The organism is Winogradskya humida (assembly GCF_016862215.1).
In the GTDB taxonomy this organism is placed as follows: domain Bacteria; phylum Actinomycetota; class Actinomycetes; order Mycobacteriales; family Micromonosporaceae; genus Actinoplanes; species Actinoplanes humidus.
On record NZ_BOMN01000130.1, the window covers coordinates 98151 to 113021 of the forward strand.

14 protein-coding genes are annotated in these 14871 nt (G+C 70.2%); 12 read left to right on the forward strand and 2 right to left on the reverse strand.

Translation table 11 applies throughout. The annotated features are described in order from the left end of the window. The 4 genes from Ahu01nite_RS44800 to Ahu01nite_RS44815 all read left to right on the forward strand — a co-directional run bounded on the left by Ahu01nite_RS44800 (position 1) and on the right by Ahu01nite_RS44815 (position 4906). Positions 1 to 723, forward strand: coding sequence for an ABC transporter permease (locus Ahu01nite_RS44800; RefSeq protein WP_203842864.1), 723 nt, complete (start codon positions 1 to 3; stop codon positions 721 to 723). Further along, positions 720 to 1436, forward strand: a complete 717-nt coding sequence (locus Ahu01nite_RS44805; protein WP_203842865.1) for an ABC transporter permease — start codon at positions 720 to 722, stop codon at positions 1434 to 1436. Before Ahu01nite_RS44800 ends, Ahu01nite_RS44805 begins: the two co-directional genes overlap by 4 nt. A gap of 191 nt (positions 1437 to 1627) precedes the next feature. After that, positions 1628 to 2626, forward strand: coding sequence for a glycine betaine ABC transporter substrate-binding protein (locus Ahu01nite_RS44810; RefSeq protein WP_203842866.1), 999 nt, complete (start codon positions 1628 to 1630; stop codon positions 2624 to 2626). A gap of 165 nt (positions 2627 to 2791) precedes the next feature. Further along, positions 2792 to 4906 carry a hypothetical protein gene (locus Ahu01nite_RS44815; RefSeq protein ID WP_203842867.1) on the forward strand — a complete coding sequence of 705 codons (2115 nt, stop codon included), beginning with the start codon at positions 2792 to 2794 and terminating at the stop codon, positions 4904 to 4906. Between the two features lie 6 nt (positions 4907 to 4912). Here the strand turns inward: Ahu01nite_RS44815 and Ahu01nite_RS44820 are convergent, their stop codons facing one another. Next, the gene (locus Ahu01nite_RS44820; protein ID WP_203842889.1) at positions 4913 to 6037 is read right to left on the reverse strand and encodes an NADH-quinone oxidoreductase subunit D; all 1125 of its coding nucleotides are present in this window, start codon (positions 6035 to 6037) and stop codon (positions 4913 to 4915) included. A gap of 21 nt (positions 6038 to 6058) precedes the next feature. After that, the gene (locus Ahu01nite_RS44825; RefSeq protein WP_203842890.1) at positions 6059 to 7021 is read right to left on the reverse strand and encodes an SAM-dependent methyltransferase; all 963 of its coding nucleotides are present in this window, start codon (positions 7019 to 7021) and stop codon (positions 6059 to 6061) included. A 135-nt stretch (positions 7022 to 7156) separates the two neighbouring features. Between Ahu01nite_RS44825 and Ahu01nite_RS44830 the strand changes: the two genes are divergently transcribed. From Ahu01nite_RS44830 to Ahu01nite_RS44865, 8 genes are all read left to right on the forward strand, one after another. Then, complete coding sequence (locus Ahu01nite_RS44830; protein WP_203842868.1) at positions 7157 to 8026, forward strand: Rossmann-like and DUF2520 domain-containing protein; 870 nt, start codon at positions 7157 to 7159, stop codon at positions 8024 to 8026. Beyond that, positions 8023 to 8856 (forward strand): pantoate--beta-alanine ligase, encoded by an 834-nt coding sequence (panC, locus tag Ahu01nite_RS44835; protein WP_203842869.1) that lies wholly within the window; start codon positions 8023 to 8025, stop codon positions 8854 to 8856. The genes Ahu01nite_RS44830 and panC overlap by 4 nt, the downstream gene beginning before the upstream one ends. Continuing rightward, the gene (panD, locus tag Ahu01nite_RS44840; protein ID WP_203842870.1) at positions 8856 to 9284 is read left to right on the forward strand and encodes an aspartate 1-decarboxylase; all 429 of its coding nucleotides are present in this window, start codon (positions 8856 to 8858) and stop codon (positions 9282 to 9284) included. Before panC ends, panD begins: the two co-directional genes overlap by 1 nt. Positions 9285 to 9371: 87 nt before the next feature. Further along, positions 9372 to 10286: a septum formation family protein gene (locus Ahu01nite_RS44845; protein ID WP_203842871.1), complete on the forward strand. Its 915-nt coding sequence runs from the start codon at positions 9372 to 9374 to the stop codon at positions 10284 to 10286. 62 nt (positions 10287 to 10348) lie between these two features. Further along, positions 10349 to 12001, forward strand: coding sequence for an L-aspartate oxidase (locus Ahu01nite_RS44850; RefSeq protein WP_203842872.1), 1653 nt, complete (start codon positions 10349 to 10351; stop codon positions 11999 to 12001). A 46-nt stretch (positions 12002 to 12047) separates the two neighbouring features. Continuing rightward, complete coding sequence (nadC, locus tag Ahu01nite_RS44855) at positions 12048 to 12905, forward strand: carboxylating nicotinate-nucleotide diphosphorylase (protein ID WP_203842873.1); 858 nt, start codon at positions 12048 to 12050, stop codon at positions 12903 to 12905. 11 nt (positions 12906 to 12916) lie between these two features. Continuing rightward, entirely contained in the window at positions 12917 to 13678 is a 762-nt protein-coding gene (locus Ahu01nite_RS44860) for a type III pantothenate kinase (protein ID WP_203842874.1), read from the forward strand. Between the two features lie 469 nt (positions 13679 to 14147). Further along, the gene (locus Ahu01nite_RS44865; protein WP_203842875.1) at positions 14148 to 14501 is read left to right on the forward strand and encodes a histone-like nucleoid-structuring protein Lsr2; all 354 of its coding nucleotides are present in this window, start codon (positions 14148 to 14150) and stop codon (positions 14499 to 14501) included. Positions 14502 to 14871 lie beyond the last annotated feature (370 nt).

A 14871-nucleotide genomic window follows, 5' to 3' on the forward strand; every position in this document is an offset into this window, starting at 1 on the left:
ATGTCCTTCCTGTCGAGGGCCCCGGCGCCTGCGTGGCCCCTGGCCGCCCCCGCTGATGACGGGCCGGGAAATCCGTGGTTCTCCTGGCGCTATGTCCACGACAACGCTGACGAGATTCTCTCCGCGCTGCAGTTCCACGCGGGTCTCACCGCGCGTGCTGTGATCATCGCGTTGATCGTCGCCTTGCCGCTCGCGGTCGTCGCTTACTGGTGGCGTCCGCTGACCGGCCCGATTCTTGCACTCTCCGGCGTCCTCTACACGATCCCGTCGCTGGCACTGCTCGCCCTGATCGCTCCGGCGGTCGGGACCACCCGCGACACATCGGTGCTGATCGCCCTTGTTCTGTACGCGCTGCTGGTGCTCGTGCGCAACGCGCTCGCGGGCCTGACCCAGGTCCCCGGCGAGGTGCGCGACGCGGCGGCGGGCATGGGCTACGGGCGGTTCGGCCGCCTCGTACGCATCGAGTTGCCGCTCGCGCTGCCGGGCATCCTCACCGGGCTGCGGCTCGCGACGGTGTCGACGGTGGCGCTGGTCACAGTCGGCTCGCTGATCGGGCAGGGCGGCCTCGGCGACATGATCCTCGGCGGCTTCCGGAACAACTTCTACAAGGCTGAGATCCTGACCGGGGCGATCCTCTGCGTGGCGCTCGCCCTCGTCCTCGACCTGGCGCTGGCCGGCATCGGGCGGCTGCTGACGCCCTGGACCCGGGAGCGGCGCTCGTGAACTACTTCCACGAGGGCATCGTCTGGCTCAACGACCCGCTGAACTGGACCAACCCGGGCGGCCTGCTCGAACGGCTCCAGGAGCACCTGGTGATCAGCCTGTGGGCGGTCCTGCTCGGCTGCGCCATCGGCTGGCCGCTCGGCATCTGGCTCGGGCATCGGGGCCGGGGCGGCGGCGCGGTCATCACGGTGGCCAACCTGACCCTCGCGCTGCCGACGCTGGCGCTGCTGACCATCCTGCCGCTGACCCCGCTCGGGTTCGGCAAGCCGCCCGTGGTGGTGGCGCTCGCCGTCTTCGCGGTGCCGCCGCTGCTGGCCAATGCGTACACGGGCCTCAGGCAGATCGACCCGGAGACGCGGGAGGCTGCGCGCGGGATGGGCCTTTCCGGCGGGCAGGTGCTGCGGCAGGTCGAGCTTCCGCTCTCGGTGCCCTATCTCGCTGCCGGATTGCGTACGGCCGCGGTGCAGGTGGTCGCGACGGCGGCCCTGGCGGCGTTCGTGAACGGCGGCGGGCTCGGCGAGATCATCTCGGCGGGGTTCGGCATCGGGATGAGCAACGGCGGTGGCGGCCAGATCGTCGCCGGCGGCATTGTCGTGGCGGGGCTCGCGCTGCTCGTCGAGGGCATCCTGGCCCTGGTGCAGCGGCTGGTGACCCCGCGCCCGCTGCGTACGCGGCGGCGGCGTCGCCCCAGCGCCGCGGCACCCGCCGCCTGAGCGTTCGCGTGTAACGAATCCGCAACTTAGGGCGAAGATCGGCATAGCCTGCCGCGTCCCGGGGTTAACCAACTGAGGTGCAGCCGCAGGTGGGCGGCACGACAATCGAAAATGAGCGGGCATCGACACTTCGGCTGCCCGTCGGACACGCGGCGCGACCTCGGTCGTGCCGGGACACAGAAGGCGGCAGTATGCGTCGAAACCTGCTCCTGACGGCCGGCACCTTCCTGACCGCCGCCGTCATCCTCGCCGGCTGTGGGGAGTCCGGCTCGTCCGGCACCTCGGCCCCGCCCAGCGCGGCCTCGGGCTCCGGGTGCGCCCCGGTCGCCGGCGACAAGCTCGTCGTACTGACCGACGACAAGGCCCTGCAGAACACCGACAACGTGGTGCCGGCGATCAACACCAAGGCGTCCTCCCCGGAGATCCTGGCGGCGCTGGACAAGGTCTCCGCCGCGCTCGACACGGAGAAGCTCATCGAGCTCAACAAGGCCGTCGACGTCGACCGCAAGTCGGCCAAGGACGCGGCCCAGGAGTTCGTGACCGCCAACAGCGTCACCACGGGCATCACCAAGGGCAAGGGCGGCGACCTGACCGTCGGCGCCGCTGACTTCAGCGAGAGCAAGACCCTCGGTGAGCTGTACGGCATCGCGCTCACGGCGGCCGGCTACACCGTCAAGGTGCAGACCATCGGCAACCGCGAGCTGTACGAGCCCGCGCTCGCCAAGGGCGACATCGACATCGTCCCGGAGTACGCCGCCACCCTCGCGACGTTCCTCTCGGGCAAGATCGACGGGGCCAGCGCCAAGGACCCGTCCTCGACCGACCTCACCACCACGATGACCAACCTCAAGGCGCTCGGCGACAAGGCCGGCCTGACCTTCGGCACCCCGTCGGCGGCGCAGGACCAGAACGCGTTCGCCGTCACCGAGGCGTTCGCCACCAAGTACGCCCTGACCACGCTCTCCGACCTCGCGGCCAAGTGCTCCGGCGCTGCCACGGTGCTCGGCGGCCCCGCGGAATGCCCGCAGCGGCCGAAGTGCCAGCAGGGCCTCGTGGACACGTACGGCTTCCAGGCCGGCAAGTTCAGCTCGCTCGACTCGGGCGGCCCGCTCACCAAGACCGGCCTGAAGCAGGGCACGATCAGCGTGGGCCTGGTCTTCAGCTCGGACGGCGCCCTCGCCGCCGGCTGACCCCCCGATGTGATCCGCCCGCCTGGTGCCCCACGCACCCGGCGGGCGGTTTTTTCTCAAACGCCGGTTTCCGCCCGGCCACCTGCTGATTCAGTCCGAACGGCGATCCTTGATCCCATGCCGCTTGTTTCGCCGACCCGGTCACTCTCGATAACATCTGCGACCATGCCGGACCGGGACCCCGAGGTGAAGCAGCACACCCGTCTGCTCACCGGGCTGATCTGGGTGGGCATCGGGCTCGCCCCGATCGCGGCAATAGTCGTCCTGATCGGCGGCAGCACCGGCGCGATGCGCTTCGCGGTGCTGCTCGTAGCCGTCTGCGTGGTCCTCATCGGCGCCGCGATGCTGATCCGCACCGACCCGGTCCTGCACCGGATGGACGTGGAAGACCGCGTCTCCGCCGAGGTCGATGCCCTCCGCGGCGGCCTGCGCGACGAGCTGACCGCCACGGCCCGCGCCACGAACAACCGGGTCCAGGCTCTCGAGGACGAGATGGGCACGATGCGCTCGGTCCCCGGCCCTGCCGTTGCACCGAGACCCGCCGCGGGCTCAGCCCGGCCGGCCCCGCCGCAGCCCCGCATCTCCGCACCGATCCCGGCACCGATCAGCGCTGCCGGAGCAGCATCGGTGCCTGGTCCGGCTCCGGTTCCCGCTCAGCGGGGCGCCGGGTCAGCCCGGGTCGGCTCGGCCAGCGTCGCCGTCCCCGGCGGCGCGCCCGACAAGCCCGCCCCACCGAGAATCTCCGCCCCGATCGACCCGTCGCTGCACGGCGGCCCCGGCGCCCCACGCTCCGGCGCCCCACGTGCCAGCGCCCCGGCCAATGCGCCCCGGCCAGGTGCCGCAACCAGCACGCCGAGGTCCGGAGCGCCCACGGGTGCGCCAAGATCTGGTGCCGCGACCAGCGCGCCGAGGTCTGGTGCGCCGCAATCCGGGGCGGTGGCGAACCGGACGGGGCGGGCACGTCCTGACGGTCCGAGGCAGGGCCGCGCGGTTCCGGCGAGCGTCTCCCCGCAGCCTTACGACTCCTACGAGCAGCAGGACCCGGCTGCCGGTTACGAAGCTCCGAAGGGCGCGGTGCGGGCATCGGCGGTGGCTTCGGTCGACCCGCCGATGGATGAGCTCGGCCCGCTGCCCGCTCCCGAGCCGGAGGCACCCGTCGCGGCACCGAGACGCCGGCACGCGGCGCCCGACACGAGCACGGATCTCGCCCGGGAAGCTTATGCGGAGCCGAGCCTCGGCTACGGGCTCACGACCGGCGCCGTCACCCCGCAGCCCGGCGTCTACGGCAGCACGGCGTCGCGCAACTCCACCCCAGGCCCCGACACCTACGACGAGGGCTATCAGCAGGACGGCACCTATCAGGTAGGCGATGCCTACCAGGCGGAGGATGGCTACCGGCAGGGCGGCGCTTATCAAGCCGGCAGTGCCTACCGGGCCGACGGTGCGTACCAGTCGGGCGATGTTCATCAGTCGGGTGACGCCGAGGAACAGGACAGCGCCTACCAGTCGGGCAGCAGCTATCGGCAGGCCAGCGGTTACGAGCCCGCCGACAGCTACGGCCCTGACAACAGCTACGAGAACGACGGCTACGCCCAGGCGGGCTATGACAACACCGGCTACGCGCAGGACAATTACGGCAATTCGGATTATGGCCAGAAGGGCTACGACCAGGCCGCTCAGCACGGCTCAGCGCAGGCCGCTCAGCACGGCTCAGCGCAGGCTGGTCAGTACGGCTCAGCGCAGGCTGGTCAGTACGGCTCAGCCCAGGCTGGTCAGAAGGCCTCCCCGCAGGCCGGGCATTACGGCTCGCCGCGAACCGTGCAGGACGACTACGAGCAGGCTGAGCAGACCGGGTATGAGCACGTCGAGCAGGCAGGCTACGCGGACGCGGGCTATGACCAGCCCGGCTACGTGAAGCAGGGCAGCACCTACGGCGCGAGCAGCGGCTACACGGACACCGGCGAAGCACACGCGGCGGACAACGGCGACGCGGACAGCGACTACCAGGACAGCGGCTACCACGACAGCGGCTATCAGGAGATCGACTACGGCCGCGAGGAAGCCGGATACGGGACCACCTACGGCACCCCGGCACCAGCTACCTACGGCCGCAGCACAACAGCGCCCGAGACCCCGTCCAGCTACGACAGCAGCGATTTCGTCTCGGCGGGCAGTTACGGCTACGGCGGTCCGACCGGCGTCGGCTACGAGCGGGACGACGACCATCACCACTACGCCCCGGACCCGATCCCGGCGCGGAACGTCTACCAGAGCCGTTGAAAGGGCTTACTTGTCGATGTCGCCGACGACGAAGAACATCGAGCCGAGGATCGCGATCAGGTCCGGCACCAGGCAGCCCGGGATCAGCGTCGCCAGCGCCTGCACGTTCGCGTAGGAGGCGGTCCGCAGCTTCAACCGCCACGGTGTCTTCTCGCCCCGCGACACCAGGTAGTAGCCGTTGATGCCGAGCGGGTTCTCGGTCCACGCGTACGTGTGGCCCTCAGGTGCCTTGACGACCTTGGGCAGCCGCACGTTCACCGGTCCGCCGATCGTGTCGACGCGGGAGAGGCATTCGTCGGCGAGGTCCAGCGAGACGTACACCTGCTCCAGCAGCACCTCGAAGCGGGAGTGGCAGTCCCCGGCCGTACGCGTGACCACCGGCACGTCGAGCTGGTCGTAAGCGAGGTACGGCTCGTCGCGCCGCAGGTCCATGTCGAGCCCGCTGGCCCGGGCGACCGGCCCCGAGGCGCCGTACGCGGCGGCCTGCTCCGCGGTCAGGACGCCGACGCCGACCGTACGAGCCATGAAGATGTCGTTCTTGCGGATCAGGTTGTCGATGTCGGGCATCCGCGAGCGGACCTCCGCGATCGCCTGCCGGGCGCGACCTGTCCAGCCCGCCGGGACTTCCTCCTTGAGCCCGCCGACCCGGTTGAACATGTAGTGGATCCGGCCGCCGGAGACCTCCTCCATGACCGCCTGCAGCGTCTCCCGCTCGCGGAACGCGTAGAACATCGGCGTGATCGCGCCGATCTCCAGCGGGTAGGAGCCGAGGAACATCAGGTGGTTGAGCACCCGGTTCAGCTCGGCCAGCGCCATCCGCAGCCAGGTGGCGCGTTCGGGGACCTCGATGCCCATGAGCCGTTCAACGGCGAGCGCCACGCCCAGTTCGTTGGAGAAGGCGGAGAGCCAGTCGTGCCGGTTGGCGAGCACGAGGATCTGCCGGTAGTCGCGGACCTCGAAGAGTTTCTCCGCGCCGCGGTGCATGTAGCCGACGATCGGTTCGCAGGTCTTGACCCGTTCGCCGTCGAGGGTCAGCTTGAGCCGCAGCACGCCGTGGGTCGAGGGGTGCTGCGGGCCGATGTTGAGCACCATGTCGGCGGTGTCGAGCCCGGCACCCGTACCGACCGTCATCTCCCGCACGTCACTCACGGGTCAGATCGTCCCATGAAGCTCGATGCCCACTTCGTGCAGCAACCACCGGTGTCCACCGAGCCCGTCCGGGTCGGTGAGTTCGGCGGCGGCTCCGGCGGCGCTCAGGGCGCGGAGATAACCCGCCGGATCGGTCCGGGCGAGCTCCAGCGGTGGCCGGCCGCCGTCGACCCCCAGCGCTCGGAGCGCATCCCGCTGACTGACGATGGTGTACGCCCACCCAGCCGCCGCCGCGGCAGAGTCGAGCGCCACATGAGCGGTCAGATCACACCCGCCGTCCGGCACGGGACTGACCTGCCGGCCGCCGCGGAACCCGGTGAGCGTGCCCAGGGGCGGCCGCGCGGTTCGCAGGTGCCCGTAGTCCACGGCGAGTGCGCTCCCGCGGCGTACCGAAGAAACGGCATCCGCCCAGGCGACGTCGCGCGGCCAGCCCAGCTCGACCCGATCGCCCGGGCCGGCCCCGCGCCACCACCGCGCCAGCCAGAACCGGTCAGCGGCGTCGATGTCCGGCCCGAGCGACTCGAGCCCGCCGACCGGGTCGACGAGCACCCGCCGGATCCGCCCGACCTCGTCGACCTCGGCGACGTCCAGCGGTACGTTGTCGAGCCATTCGGTCGCCAGCAGCACCCCGACGATGTCCTGCGGCACATCCGGCTGCCAGCCGATCTCCGCGGGCAGCCCGTCCGGTCGCGGCGCCACCTCGACCCCGGTGAACCGGACCCGCGCGCCGAGCTCAGTGCCGTCGGCCAGCGCCCGTAACGCCGCGAGCAGCTCGCCACGCCCCGCGCCGACATCCACGACCTGCAGCACCCGGGGCTGCCCCAGCGCGACGTCCACCCGCTGGATCAGCCGCAGCAACGCCCCGGCGAACAGCGGCGACGCGTGCACGCTGGTCCTGAAGTGGTCCGCTGGCCCCTCCGAGGCGCGCGTGAAGAAGCCCCCGGGCCCGTAGAGCGCCGTGGTCATCGCTGCCCGCCAACCAACCCTCGTCACGGTCTCAATCTAGGGCGTGGAGTAGTTCACAGGTGCTTGTCACGAGCGTGTTAACTCGGCGCATACTTGCCTCGACCGGTACCCCTTGATCGAGGACTGGATCCGAACATGAGCGCAAAGCTGCGTGCGCGTCAGCTTGTCGTCGGCGTTGTCGGCGCGGGCCGGGTGGGAGCCGTTATCGGTGCCGCACTCGCCGCCGCCGGGCATGACGTCGTCGCCACCGCTGCCGTGTCCACCGCGTCCCGGGAGCGGGCCCGGCGATTGCTGCCGCAGGCCGCGGTTCTTCCGGCCGACGAGGTGGCCCGGGCCGCCACCGACCTTCTCCTGCTTTCCGTTCCCGACGACGCGCTGCGGAGCGTGGTGGCGGGGCTTTCCGCGACGGGTGCGCTTTCTCCGCGTACGGTCGTCGCGCACACCTCCGGAGCCCACGGTCTCGTCGTCCTGGGTGAGGTCAACGGCCTCGCCCTGCACCCCGCGATGACGTTCACCGGCACGGACGCCGATCTGGCCCGGCTGCCCGGCATCGCGTGGGGAGTCACCGCGCGGGATCGCGTCTTCGCCGCCCGCCTGGTCACCGAGCTCGGCGGCATCCCCGAGTGGATCGCCGAGCAGGCCCGCCCGACGTACCACGCGGCCCTGGCCCACGGCGCGAATCACCTGGTCACGCTCGTGAACGAGGCCGCCGACCTGCTGCGCGCCGCCGGGGTTCAGCGTCCCGAGGTGGTGCTCTCGCCGCTGCTGCACGCTGCCCTCGACAACGCGCTCGCGATGGGCGACGCGGCTCTCACCGGGCCGGTGTCGCGCGGCGACGCGGGGACCGTACGCAAGCATCTGGATCACCTCACGCCGGAGTCCGCGCCGGCGTATTTGGCTCTCGCCCGACGAACCGCCGAAAGAGCCGTAGCCGCAGGCCGGCTGCGGCCGCAGGACGCGATTTTGCTGCTGGATGTCCTCTCCACCGTTGGGAGCCCCGCATGACCGCCCTCGTCCACACCCGCAACGACCTCGCCGCCGGCCTCGCGGGCGCGCCCGGCAGGGTAGCCGTCGTGATGACCATGGGTGCCCTGCACGAGGGGCATCGTCAGCTGATGCGCGAGGCACGCGCGCAGGCCGACTTCGTGGTCGTCACTGTCTTCGTGAACCCGCTGCAGTTCGGCCCCAACGAGGACTTCGACAAGTATCCGCGCACGCTGGCCGCCGACGTCGAGGCCTGCACGGCCGAGGACGTGGACCTCGTCTTCGCACCCGACCGCGACGAGATGTACCCCGGGGGCACCCCCTCGGTGACGCTCAACGCCGGCCCGATGGGCGAGATCCTCGAGGGCGCCAGCCGACCCGGCCACTTCTCCGGCATGCTGACCGTCGTCGCCAAGCTGCTCCTGCTCACCGGTGCTGACCTGGCGTTCTTCGGTGAGAAGGACTTCCAGCAGCTCTCCCTGATCAAGCGCATGGTGCGGGACCTGGAGATCCGGACCGAGATCGTCGGCGTGCCGACCGTGCGCGAGGCGGACGGGCTGGCGCTCTCCAGCCGCAACCGCTTCCTCTCCGCGGAGCAGCGGCAGGCGGCGCTCGCCCTCTCGCACGCGCTGCGCGAGGGTGCGCTGCAGAACGACCCCCAGCGGGTGCTCGAGGCTGCCACCAAGATCCTCGGCGACGAGCCCGGCGTGCACGTCGACTACCTGGCCCTGACCGACCCGCTGCTCGGCCCCGCCCCGGCCGGGGGTCCCGCGCGCCTGCTGGTCGCGGCGAAGGTCGGCGCGACCCGGTTGATCGACAACGTCCCCGTGCACCTCGGCGAGGCCGGCTGATGCTCCGCACGATGCTCAAGTCCAAGATCCATCGGGCCACGGTGACCCAGGCCGACCTGCACTACGTGGGCTCGGTGACGGTCGACGAGGACCTGATGGAGGCCGCGGACCTGCTCCCGGGCGAACAGGTCGCGATCGTGGACGTGACCAACGGGGCGCGGCTCGAGACGTACGTGATCGCCGGCGAGCGGGGCACCGGCGTGCTCGGCATCAACGGCGCTGCCGCCCACCTCGTACACCCCGGAGATCTGGTCATTTTGATCTCCTACGGCCAGATGGACGACGCCGAGGCGCGCACCTTCCGGCCGCGGGTGGTCCATGTCGATGCCAAAAACCAGATCATCGAGTTGGGTACGGATCCCGCGGCAGCGGTCCCCGGCATGGCAGACGATCTCGTACGCGGGGACTTGACCGTTTCCGCCCACTGAGGCACTCGATTCCGTAGTAAAGCAACGTGGATGTACCGACCTTTGCCCTATGCTCGACAAATCGGACATGGTCGGAGGGCTGGGTTCATGCTGCGTGTCAGCCGTTGGGGTGTCGCCGCGGCGCTGAGCCTGGTGCTGGTCACGGCCGGCTGTGGGAATCCGCCGGGTGTAGACGGCGACCTCACCAATAACTGGGCGGCGATCTCCGTGCCGGCCGGGTTCACGCCCGCGTCCCAGACCTGTCACCTGGCGAACTTCTCGACCTCCGGATCGCGCTCCTCCTACGAGGAGGTCGACTGTCAGATCAAGCACCGCACCGAGACCGTCTACGTGGGCGAGTACGCCGCACCGGCATCACAGGCGGACAGCCCGCCCGAGGCCGAGTCGGCGGGGCAGCGGGCGGCGTACGAGACCTGCGACGACAAGACCGCGGCGTACGTGGGCGGGGCTTGGCGTACGGCCCGGTTGTGGATCGGGGTGACCCAGCCGACGAAAGCGGCCTGGAGCGGCGGCGCCCGCTGGTACCGCTGCGAGGTGCTCGTGAGCAGCTCCGTCGAGGATGACGGGGGTCTCGTGCAACGGGTCGGCAGCCTGCGGAACGCGCTCAAGGAACCGAATTCGCCGCTGCTGCTCACGTGCTACGCCGTCCAGCTCGACAAGGAGGGCAAGATCAGCACGATGCCCTCGGCTCCGTGCGCCGCCGCGCACAACGCGGAGTTCGTCGGGATGTGGGAGGCGGGGGCGGCCACGGCGTACCCGGAGTTGAGTAAGGACTGGGACGGCTTCCATGACGGTTGTCGCGCGTTGATCGCGAAGTACGTCGATGTGCCCGACGACGCTGACCTGCAATATCGTGCCGGCGTGGTGTCCCTGCCGGGCGGCGACGACGTGTGGGCGATGGGTGACCGCGGGGTGCGCTGCTATCTCTGGGTGGACACCGCGACCCTGACCGCGTCGCTCAAGGGCAAGGGCGAGAAGTCGCTACCCGTTCAATACCAGTAACGCTTGGCACTTTGTGGTGCCCCGGCGATGAATTCCTCGCGCGCGCGATGTTGACTGATCTCATGTCGCATCTCGCCGACCTTCCGGCGCTTCCCCGTCGATTGGCCGCCCCTGAGCCCGGTTGGACCGAAACCACCGACGTGCTGGTGGTCGGCTCGGGCGTCGCCGGCCTCACCGCCGCACTGCACCTGCGCGAGCAGGGCCTGCACGTCACGGTGGTCACCAAGGTCAATATCGATGACGGATCCACCCGCTGGGCGCAGGGCGGCATCGCGGGCGTGCTCGACCCGCTCGACACTCCCGAGGCGCACGCCTTCGACACCGAGATCGCCGGCGTGGGCCTCTGCGACCCGGCCGCGGTGCGGGTGCTGGTGGAGGAGGGCCCCGCCCGGATCCGCGAGCTGATCCGCATCGGTGCCGAGTTCGATCGCAACGCCGACGGGTCGCTCATGCTCACCCGCGAGGGCGGCCACCGCGCCGACCGCATCGTGCACGCGGGCGGCGACGCGACCGGTGCCGAGGTGCAGCGGGCCCTGCACGAGGCGGTGCACCGCGACCCCTGGATCCGGCTCGTCGAGCACGCGCTCGTGCTCGACCTGCTCCGCGCCGCCGACGGCCGGGCCTGCGGCATCACCCTGCACGTGCTGGGCGAGGGCAGCGAGGACGGCGTCGGGGCGATCCTGGCCCGCGCGGTCGTGCTCGCCACCGGCGGCATGGGCCAGGTCTTCGCGTCCACCACCAACCCGTCCGTCTCGACCGGCGACGGCGTCGCGCTCGCCCTGCGCGCCGGCGCGGTCGTCACCGACGTGGAGTTCGTCCAGTTCCACCCGACCTCGTTCGTAACAGCGAGCGTGACCTCGGTGCAGCGCCCGCTCATCTCCGAGGCCCTGCGTGGCGAGGGAGCCCACCTGGTCGACGAGGCCGGCGAGCGGTTCATGGTCGGCCAGCACGAGCTCGCCGAGCTGGCCCCGCGTGACGTGGTCGCCAAGGGCATCCACCGGGTGCTCCGCGCGACCGGCGCCGACCACGTCTACCTCGACGCCCGGCACCTCGGCCGCGAGTTCCTCGAGCAGCGCTTCCCGACGATCATGGCGTCCACCCGCGCGGCCGGCGTCGACCCCGCCACCGAGCTGATCCCGGTCGCCCCGGCAGCCCATTACGCGTCCGGCGGCGTCCGCACCGACCTGCACGGCCGCACCTCCATCCCCGGCCTGTACGCGTGCGGCGAGGTCGCCTGCACCGGCGTCCACGGCGCCAACCGCCTGGCCAGCAACTCCCTGCTCGAGGGCCTGGTCTTCTCCCGCCGGATCGCCGACGACATCGCCCGCGACCTGCCGCCGCAGGCCGACCCGGTGCCCACCCCGGCATCGGCCGGCCAGGGCTGGGTGGTGTCCCCGGCCATCCGCGCCGAGCTGCAGCGCTCCATGACCCGCGGCGCCGGCGTGCTGCGCTCGGCGGACTCGCTCGCGGCCACCGCCAAGGAGCTGACCCGCCTCGGCGAGCAGCACGGCACCCCCCGCAACGCCGCCTGGGAGGCCACCAACCTGCTCACCGTCGCGGCGGCCCTGGTGGCCTCGGCCGCCGAGCGCCGCGAGACCCGCGGCTGCCACTGGCGCGAGGACCACCCCAACGCGGCCGACGAATGGCGCGGCCACCTGCTGAACTCGATCGACCCCCGCGGCCGGCTCACCCAGACCTTCGAGGAGATGGCATGAGTGACCTTCCCTCGGCCCGCAGCCGGCAGACCATTGAGGAGACGGCATGAGTGACGGCTTGGACCTTGCCGAGGTGGAGCGGGTTGTCTACACCGCGCTCGCCGAGGACCTGGGCGACCCGCCCCGCGACGTGACCAGCGAGGCGACCATTCCGGCGGCCCAGGTCGACACGGCCGAGCTGGTCGCACGAGCGGCCGGCGTGGTGGCCGGGCTGCCCGTCGCGGCGCAGGTCTTCGCGGCGACCTCGGGTGGCACGGCGACCTTCGACCAGCGGGTCGAGGAGGGCACCCGGGTGACGCGCGGCGACGTCCTCGCGGTCGTGACCGGCCCGACGCGCTCGCTGCTGACCGCGGAACGGACCGCGCTCAACCTGCTGTGCCGGATGTCGGGCGTCGCGACCCACACCCGCAGGTGGGCCGACGAGCTCGCCGGCACCAAGGCGACCGTGCTCGACACCCGCAAGACGACTCCGGGTCTGCGGGCCCTGGAGAAGTACGCCGTACGCGTCGGCGGCGGCACCAACAAGCGCATGGGCCTCTACGACGTCGCCATGATCAAGGACAACCACAAGCTCGCGGCGGGCAGCATCACCGCAGCGTACGAGCTGGTCCGCTCCACCTTCCCGGACGTTCCGGTGCAGGTCGAGGTGACCACGGTGGCGGAGGCGATCGAGGCGGTCGGGGCCGGCGCGGACTTCCTGCTCTGCGACAACATGACCCCGGACCTGCTGCGCGAGGTGGTGGCCGCGGTGGGCGACCGGGCCGAGCTCGAGGCCACGGGCAATCTCACCCTGGAAACAGTCGCCGCGTACGCCGCCACGGGCGTGGACTACCTGTCCGTGGGCGGGCTGACCCACTCCTCGCCGATTCTCGACATCGCCATGGACTTGCGCGTCGCGCGTTAGGGGTTTTGACCGTGCTTTTGTGCATCGACATCGGCAATACCAACACGGTTCTCGCCACGTTCGACGGCGACAAACTGGTTCACAACTGGCGCATCAAGACCGATGCCAGGTCCACCGCCGACGAGCTGGGCCTGATTCTGCGGGGCCTGCTCGCGGGCGATGCCGTCGAGATCACCGGGGTGGCGGCATGCTCGACGGTGCCCGCTGCCCTGCGGACGTTACGCACGATGCTCGGGCGTTATTACCGGGATCTGCCGAATGTCGTCGTGGAGCCCGGCGTGAAGACCGGAGTGCAGCTGGCCATCGACAATCCGAAGGAGGTCGGCTCCGACCGCGTGGTGAACACGCTGGCGGCGCACGCCCTCTACGGCGGGCCGTCGATCGTTGTCGACTTCGGCACCACGACCAATTTTGACGTCATCAGCGCGCGCGGTGAGTTTCTCGGTGGCGCGTTCGCGCCCGGCATCGAGATCTCGTTCGACGCGCTGGCGTCGCGGGCCGCTCAGTTGCGCAAGGTGGAGCCCGCGAAGCCGCGTTCGGTCATCGGCAAGAACACCGTCGAGTGCCTGCAGTCCGGCCTTTATTTCGGGGTGGCCGGTCAGGTCGATCGGATCGTCGACCTGATGACCGAGGAGCTGGGTTCCGTGCGGGCGGTGATCGCCACCGGCGGGCTTGCCGGGCTGGTCAAGGACGCCTGCCGGACCATCACCGCGTATGAGCCGATGATCACTCTGATCGGGTTGCGGATGGTTTATGAGCGGAATGTCGGCTGACCACGCGCTTTTTCTGCCCGGATATTTTTTGTGACTCTGCGCGACGCGGTGGACATAGATCTCTATCCGGGGCTTTCTTCGACTGTCCGCAATGGATTCCGCGTCGGCGCCCGACTTCGTGACGCGGCAGCGCATCACGGATGGTGACGCACTTCGATGGAATTGCCCCGTATCAGCGTCCAGAAGTGACAACGAGTCACACCATGGAGCCGGTACGGTGCACGATCCGTGGGTGGCGCGCGGTCCGGATTGACCGGGGTCAAGGCGTGGGGAATGTCAGCCGGGGCGCCGCCGTGGAATAGGAAACGGCCTCGGACGGGGTATTCGGGAAACGTCTGCGTTCCCCTTGGTGCGCTCCGTGGGCAGATATCGAACCCGCATTGACGGATCACGCGGGCTTGGCGTTATTGTTGCGGTGGGGATTGCCTGACGTCTGACGTAGAACCTGTATTCGGGAGGATAACGGCCCGTGGCCAAGCAGATCATTCACAAGCTTGTCGACGACCTCGACGGCGGTGACGCCGAGGAGACCGTCAAGTTCGCGCTCGACGGCATTCAGTATGAGATCGACCTGTCCGACAAGAACGCCGCGAAATTGCGCGACGTCTTCGCGCCCTACGTGGGCGCCGGAGCGAAGGTCGCCCGGGGCGGAGTGGTCGTGGGTGGCCGGGCTGCCCGGGGTCGTGGCGGCGCCACCGCCGACCGGGAGCAGAACAAGGCCATCCGCGAGTGGGCCAAGAAGAGCGGTAAGGACATCTCCGACCGGGGCCGCATTCCCCAGGAGATCGTGGACGAGTTCCACGCAAAGGGTCCCGGCCGCTAGTCGCGCACGTCGTTTTCCACAGGGTCCGCAGCGCTCCGGCGCTGCGGACCCTGCTGCTTTTCGCTCGTTCTTCGCACCCCTTGCGTAAGTTATCCACAGGGGTGGACGACGTTGTCCACAGGCTGTGGACGCCGGGGGCGCCGGTCGTGGCCGGTGCCGGGATTTCGCTGTGCGCGTACTCCGTAGGGGTGGGGAACAGCCGCTGAGCGTGCGAAGTTGAGGAAATCATCGGTGCGGGACGTTCCGGCCGGGCTCGAGGGCCCAGCAGAGTCCCTCAGCGGCGATAGAGTGGTTACAGCACGGGCATCACCGATGTTCGTGCGCTGGCCCCGCCAGTTAATTGGCGCACGGCACGTGAGGAGCACGAGGG

What these genes read in the sequence shown, in the direction of transcription:
- Ahu01nite_RS44800 (WP_203842864.1), top strand. Translation starts at nt 1, where the DNA reads ATGTCCTTCCTGTCGAGGGCCCCGGCGCCTGCGTGGCCCCTGGCCGCC.
- Ahu01nite_RS44810 (WP_203842866.1), top strand. Translation starts at nt 1,628, where the DNA reads ATGCGTCGAAACCTGCTCCTGACGGCCGGCACCTTCCTGACCGCCGCC.
- Ahu01nite_RS44815 (WP_203842867.1), top strand. Translation starts at nt 2,792, where the DNA reads ATGCCGGACCGGGACCCCGAGGTGAAGCAGCACACCCGTCTGCTCACC.
- Ahu01nite_RS44820 (WP_203842889.1), bottom strand. Translation starts at nt 6,037, where the DNA reads ATGACGGTCGGTACGGGTGCCGGGCTCGACACCGCCGACATGGTGCTC.
- Ahu01nite_RS44825 (WP_203842890.1), bottom strand. Translation starts at nt 7,021, where the DNA reads ATGACCACGGCGCTCTACGGGCCCGGGGGCTTCTTCACGCGCGCCTCG.
- Ahu01nite_RS44830 (WP_203842868.1), top strand. Translation starts at nt 7,157, where the DNA reads ATGAGCGCAAAGCTGCGTGCGCGTCAGCTTGTCGTCGGCGTTGTCGGC.
- panC (WP_203842869.1), top strand. Translation starts at nt 8,023, where the DNA reads ATGACCGCCCTCGTCCACACCCGCAACGACCTCGCCGCCGGCCTCGCG.
- panD (WP_203842870.1), top strand. Translation starts at nt 8,856, where the DNA reads ATGCTCCGCACGATGCTCAAGTCCAAGATCCATCGGGCCACGGTGACC.
- Ahu01nite_RS44845 (WP_203842871.1), top strand. Translation starts at nt 9,372, where the DNA reads ATGCTGCGTGTCAGCCGTTGGGGTGTCGCCGCGGCGCTGAGCCTGGTG.
- Ahu01nite_RS44850 (WP_203842872.1), top strand. Translation starts at nt 10,349, where the DNA reads ATGTCGCATCTCGCCGACCTTCCGGCGCTTCCCCGTCGATTGGCCGCC.
- nadC (WP_203842873.1), top strand. Translation starts at nt 12,048, where the DNA reads ATGAGTGACGGCTTGGACCTTGCCGAGGTGGAGCGGGTTGTCTACACC.